The following is a 6093-nucleotide window of genomic DNA, read 5'->3' on the forward strand; positions in this document are numbered from 1 at the left end:
GCAGGAATCGCCCACCTCATATTGGAGCGCCCCCAGTCAGGGAATGCGTTGGGCGCCGGATTCTGGAATGGACTAGCACCCGATATCTCCGCGCTCGATCGAAGTGGGGAAGTACGCGCCATGGTTCTGTCATCAGGCGGACGAAATTTCTGCGCAGGAATGGATCTCGACGAATTTGCAGGCGGTATCCCCGAGCCTGACTCACCCGGCGCCCGTGAGAGCTTCTACCATCTCGCTCTTTCCTTGCAGGAGACTTTCTCTTGCCTGGAGCGCGCACGCTTCCCCGTTTTTGCGGCAATACAGGGCGCTTGCCTCGGCGCCGGCCTGGAGCTGGCCGCAGCATGCGATCTCAGATACGCGACCCGCGACTCCTATTTCCGGATTGAGGAAATTAATACAGGTATCATGGCGGATGTCGGGGCATTGCAGCGCCTGCCGAAAATCCTGCCTGAGCCGGTTGTAAAAGAGATGGCATTTTTGGGCGAGACACTGCATGCGGACGAAGCGGCCCAGCATGGCTTTGTGACCCGCCTTGCGGATACGCCGGATGCGGCCATCAAACTGGCCATGGCCGCCGCAGATCAGGTGTGCAGGAAGGCACCTGTCGCCATCGCAGGGACAAAAGCCGCCTTGCGATGGGCACGTGACCATTCTGTTGCGGATTCCCTGGAATGGTCTGCCCGTACGCAGTCGGCATTGTGGAGCACGCATGATATTTCCGCCGCCCTACGTGCCAGAAAAGCGCGCACTGCTCCGTTATTTGAACCACTCCTGGCCAAGCCGGTTTTGGGTGGATCAACATCCAGTCCAGGGGGCGGCGACCCGCAACCTGACTGAATGCTAATCCTTATCCAGTGTGAGTGCCTCGTACCGGATAATCCTTCTTGCGAATAAAGGTAAGGCCATCCAGCAAGCCCTTCAGCGCAGGACGCGCAAACGGGGCATTCGATACGTCCACGATCTGCAACTTGCCATCATTCCTCACGACGAACGTCGCCGGCTCTGCAAAGGGGCGGTCAGTTTCCTCCGGGCTTCGGGGGTCAGAAACGAATAGGCCTAGCTCGGTCATCTGCGCAGTGCTGAGATCGTAACCGATCGTGCCCATGTAGCCGATATCGCTGGCAGAGGCTTTCGCCTTCTCTTCCGGATCAGCAGAAACCGCGATGACATCAACGTCGATCGCAGCAAAATCATCAAGCATGCCATTCAGCTCTGTCAGATAAGTCTTGCAGATGGGACAATGCTTCCCGCGATAGACTACAATCAGCCTCCAGTTCCCGTGCTCCCGGTTGGGGACGCCGAGCTTGGCGTCACCCCCACCCAGTGTGGCAACCTCGATGTCAGGAAACGATGCGGCGGGTGTCAGAGTATTGGGCATGAATTGTATCCTATGAGTATCTGCGGGCAGTTACACTAGCTCACAACTGAACAGCTTGTTCCGCTTCACGCGCGACGAAACACAGATTTGAGCTGCGCACACATCACGCAAGGTATCTGGAATTGCGCCACGGTCTTTCCAAATTCAACGGAGACAAGCAGGCATTCCGGATATGAAATGACGGTCCGACCGCCTTGCTCTGCTCGCCAGAAAAGATGGCCGGTGTGCGAAGTTGATGCCCGTGTCGGATAGTCCAGCCTCACGCAGGCGACCAGCGCGATCAATCTCATTTTTACCGGTTGCGGGCTAATTCCACATCGCGTTTCCCGCGAAACAGGGGGTAGACCCTTGTTTTTGCTGGTGCCGGCTGAGGGACTCGAACCCCCGACCCTCTGATTACAAATCAGATGCTCTACCAGCTGAGCTAAGCCGGCCACGCTGGAATGGGTGTCACTACTTCGATCAGCGCGGCGGCGCAAGCGGGTGTTCCAGTCAAATTGTCATCAGTTCGCTCCGGAGCCGATTTCTTTCAATTTCCCCAACTCTGCCCCATTCGCCCTGATGGCCGCATATTTCCGCCTCAAAGGAAGTCTATCCAGTCCTTCAGGAGACCACACACCAAGATGTGGCGTTGATGGGTGTCAGACGACACGAGAGCCTGAAGGAATACTGGAAATGAAACGCGCACAGATACTGGCCGGCTTCAGCATCGCCGCAATCGCCTTGGCATTCCCTGCCATGTCGGACGCCCCGAAGGCTCCGCCCCTTGAGCCTGTTCATGTTCCTTACGAAAAGACCTGCCAGGATACTCAAATCACCGTCTATTTCTCAAAGCAGGAATCAGTCCTTTCCTCTTATGCGGTTCGCTCGCTCAACACGGCTGGCGACCAGCTTGCCGGATGCGCCGTATCGGACATCGAGGCTAGTGTCGTATCAGCCGATGCTATCGACGTCATGGCGGCCACCAGCCTGTCTGAAGCTCGCGCCGCCGTGGTGCTGGAAGCCCTGAACGCCCGTGGTATCCGCGCGCGTGACATTCGCACGGCCTTTGTGTCGGCCGCTGAAGCCAACCCGTCAGATGCCCTCACATTCCCAATGGCGCGCCGCGTCGATCTTACCGTGACAGCCGCCACCGGCTACGGCCTGTAGGCCTACAAATTTTCCTCCCGGAAAGTCCAGGATTCCTCACCGCGTCCCGGAACCCCTCGCCCCGAGCGCCTTGCAGCGTGTTCGGGGCGTTCTTTTTGACGGACTGCCCTGTTATTTAAGGCGTCACAATTCTTTCCTTTCCGGCGCGCATCGCTAAAAGGTGCAGGGCAACCGGGCACACGGCCCGACCTGCCCGCAACGCTATTTGGGAAAGACCGCATCTCCATGACGCAAACCCGGCGCATTCTCGTTACGTCCGCCCTGCCTTATATCAACGGCATCAAGCATCTCGGTAATCTGGCAGGCTCCATGCTGCCGGCGGATGTATATTCCCGCGTGATGCGACTGATGGGCCATGACGTGACCTATATCTGCGCCACAGACGAGCATGGCACGCCAGCTGAACTGGCCGCCCAGGCCGCCGAGATGAGCGTCCAGGCCTATTGCGACGAACAGTACGAGATACAGCGCGCCGCAGGCGAGGGTTTCAACCTGTCCTATGACTGGTTTGGACGCTCCTCCCGCCCTGCCAACAGCGCACTGACCCAGCATTTCGCGCAAGTCCTGGAACAGAACGGCCTGATCGAAGAGCGCACATCCAAACAGGTCTATTCTGTCGATGATGGCCGCTTCCTGCCCGACCGCTACGTCGAGGGCACCTGCCCGACCTGTGGCTTCGAAAAGGCGCGCGGCGACCAGTGCGACAATTGCGGACGGCTCCTGGACCCGGTCGACCTGATTGACCCGTATTCCTCGGTCTCCGGCAGCAAGAATATCGAAATCCGCGACACCAACCATCTCTACCTGCTGCAAACGCAGATGCAGGACAAGATTCGCGACTGGGTGAACAGCAAGGGCGCCCAATGGCCTGGCCTTGCCGTTTCCATCGCCAACAAATGGCTGGATGAGGGCCTGATCGCCCGCGCCATCACGCGCGATCTGAGCTGGGGCGTGCCGGTGCTGGACGCCGATGGCAATCCGCGTCCGGGCTATGAAGACAAGGTCTTCTATGTCTGGTTCGACGCGCCTATCGAATACATCGCGGCCACGCAGGAATGGGCCGAAGCGACCGGGAATGATTGGGAAGCCCTCTGGCGCACCGACAAGGGCGCCGACGAAACTGAGTACGTCCAGTTCATGGGCAAGGACAATGTCGCCTTCCACACGGTCAGCTTCCCCGTGACGCTGCTCGGCTCCGGAGAACCATGGAAGACGGTCGACAAGCTGAAGGCCTTCAATTGGGTCACCTGGTATGGCGGCAAGTTCTCAACGTCGAACAAGCGCGGCGTATTCATGGACCAAGCGCTGGAATTGCTGCCAGCTGATTACTGGCGGTGGTATCTGATCGCCAATGCCCCAGAAGGCTCGGATGCTGCCTTCACCTGGGAAGGTTTCCAGTCTGCGGTGAATTCCGACCTCGCCAACGTACTCGGTAATTTCGTCAACCGGATCACCAAGTACACGGTGTCAAAGTTCGACGGCAAGGTTCCAAAGACGGGCGAAGCCGGCGACGCCGAAGCGTGGATGACGGCGGAACTGCAGGAGCGCCTGCCACGTCTGATCGAACATTATGAGGCGATGGAGTTCCGCAAGGCCGCCGCCGAGACCCGCGCAATCTGGGCCGCCGGCAATGAGTATCTTACCAAGGCCGAGCCGTGGGTGAAGTACAAGTCAGATGTGGACGCGGCTGCTGTCGGCGTACGCACGGGCCTGAACCTCGCGGCCCTGTTTGGTATTCTCGCACTGCCGATCATTCCTGACGCGGGCAAGAAAATTCTCGATGCGCTCGGTATTCCCGACGAGCATCGGAGCTTCAGGTTCCGCGACATTCCCGGCCTGTTGAACAGCCTGCCGCCGGGCATGGAGATATCTCCGCCGGACGTGTTGTTCCAGAAGATCGAAGACAGCCAGGTCGAAGAATGGACCGAACGTTTTGGCGGGAGTGATCAGGCCTGACGCTGGAATATGACGCTCAGATTGTTGGCCGGCATCTCGATGATTTTCGCGACGGACAGACCAACTTCTTCGGCCAGCGGGATGATCTGACGATCCAGGTCGCGGACTCCCCAAGCGGAATCTCGCGATTGCAGGCTCTCGGTGAATGCCGCGTTGGACGGTGCGATCTCGCCGTTCCGCGCAAAGGGTCCGTACAGGAACAGCTTTCCGCCGGGCTTCAAAAGTCTGCCAGCGCCCGCAATGAGGCCGAACGCAGCCTCGAAAGGCGCAATATGAATCATGTTGATTGAGACTATGGCGTCCCAATAGCCGGGCCGTTCCACGTCTCCCCACTGACCTTTGGAAGCGTCTACGACGACAGGCCCCGCCAGTCGATCATGCGAGCTGGCGTCTCTCCATGCCTTCTGGCTGGCGCGGCTCTCCGCATCAATGTCGGAATAAGTCCAGTAGAGGTCGCCAAGCGCCTGGGTCAGGTAAGCCCCATGCTCGCCAGTGCCGGAAGCGACCTCGAGAACGTGCCCGCCTTTACAGACATGGTTACGAAACACGCTGAGGATCGGGTCGCGATTGCGCGCAACAGATGGCGAGTACCGCCGACCGTCTCCCTCGGTGCGACGGGCCTCCAGAGCGACTGGTTTGCCGCTTTCGGACTTTGGGTAGTCCCCATCAGTCCCATTTGTCATCGGGTTTGCTCGAAGGGATACATTTCCGTGGTTACGACCGCCTGCCCCAAACGGTTATAGCGTGGACCAACGGCTTTCTCCGGCAAGAAGAATGCATCCAGCCGCGCAACCATATCTTCTGACAATTGGACGCTGCCTGCCTGCCAGTTCTCTTCAAGATGAGCGAGGTTGGTCGTACCTGGGATCGGGAGAATGTTATCTCCCTTGGCGAGCGTCCAGGCGAGCGCCAATTGCGCTACTGAACAGTCCACTTCTTTTGCGCAGGCCCGTGCCTCGTCCAACAGGGGCAGGTTCCGGGCATAGTTTTCTGGCGTGAAGCGCGGGAAGATGGATCCCCGCAAATCCGACTCATGGAATTTCGCCGGATCAACCGGCGGATCGGCAAGGAAGCCGCGCCCCACGGGCGAGAAGGCCACGAGCGCCACGCCCAGTTCTTCACACGCCGCCTTGATGGCGATTTCCGGGTTGCGAACCCAGAGGGAGTACTCGCTCTGCATAGCGGCTATCGGATGCACGGCGTGCGCGCGGCGCAAATCGGCTTCGCCCATTTCCGACAATCCGATCATGCGGATTTTGCCTTCTTGTATCAGGTCAGACAATGCGCCAACCGAGTCCTCGATCGGCACATTCGGATCCGGTCGGTGCATGTAGTAGAGATCAATCACGTCTGTCTGCAGGCGCTTCAGGCTGGCCTCGCAGGCGGCCTTTATGCTTTCCGGCCGCGCGTCCAGCGTCCGCTGGCCACCATCAAACCCCAACACACATTTGCTGGCGAGGAAATAACTGTCCCTCCTATCCTTCAGGGCTTGCCCGATCAGCTCCTCGCTGCGCCCGAAGCCGTAGAGCGTTGCCGTGTCGAGAAAGTCGTAGCCGAGGTCCAGCGCGCGCACGAGCAAGCCCTTGGCTTCCGCCTCATCCATCGGCGGG

6 protein-coding genes and 1 tRNA gene are annotated in these 6093 nt (G+C 59.1%); 3 read left to right on the forward strand and 4 right to left on the reverse strand.

Annotation, left to right across the window (positions count from 1 at the left end):
* Positions 1-837: enoyl-CoA hydratase-related protein (locus B4F73_RS07095; RefSeq protein ID WP_290482856.1), on the forward strand; the 837-nt coding region annotated here is incomplete at its 5' end.
* 10 nt (positions 838-847) lie between these two features.
* Here the strand turns inward: B4F73_RS07095 and B4F73_RS07100 are convergent.
* Both B4F73_RS07100 and B4F73_RS07105 read right to left on the reverse strand, forming a co-directional pair.
* Positions 848-1378 carry a redoxin domain-containing protein gene (locus tag B4F73_RS07100; RefSeq protein WP_206992691.1) on the reverse strand — a complete coding sequence of 177 codons (531 nt, stop codon included), beginning with the start codon at positions 1376-1378 and terminating at the stop codon, positions 848-850.
* Positions 1379-1736: 358 nt separating this feature from the next.
* Positions 1737-1812: transfer RNA gene (locus B4F73_RS07105), tRNA-Thr, on the reverse strand.
* Positions 1813-2053: 241 nt separating this feature from the next.
* On the opposite strand from B4F73_RS07105, the gene B4F73_RS07110 reads away from it, so the two are divergent.
* Complete coding sequence (locus B4F73_RS07110; RefSeq protein WP_290482857.1) at positions 2054-2527, forward strand: hypothetical protein; 474 nt, start codon at positions 2054-2056, stop codon at positions 2525-2527.
* 225 nt (positions 2528-2752) lie between these two features.
* Positions 2753-4483 (forward strand): methionine--tRNA ligase, encoded by a 1731-nt coding sequence (gene metG, locus B4F73_RS07115; RefSeq protein ID WP_290482858.1) that lies wholly within the window; start codon positions 2753-2755, stop codon positions 4481-4483.
* Here metG and B4F73_RS07120 read toward each other — a convergent pair.
* Together B4F73_RS07120 and B4F73_RS07125 are read right to left on the reverse strand one after the other, a co-directional pair.
* A complete protein-coding gene (locus tag B4F73_RS07120) occupies positions 4474-5166 on the reverse strand; it encodes a DUF938 domain-containing protein (RefSeq protein WP_290482859.1) in 693 nt (230 codons plus the stop codon). The genes metG and B4F73_RS07120 overlap by 10 nt on opposite strands.
* The coding region (locus tag B4F73_RS07125) for an aldo/keto reductase (RefSeq protein WP_290482860.1) at positions 5163-6093 on the reverse strand (931 nt) is incomplete at its 5' end. The genes B4F73_RS07125 and B4F73_RS07120, both read right to left, overlap by 4 nt.

Source organism: Hyphomonas sp. UBA3601, from assembly GCF_002375605.1.
In the GTDB taxonomy this organism is placed as follows: Bacteria; Pseudomonadota; Alphaproteobacteria; order Caulobacterales; family Hyphomonadaceae; genus Hyphomonas.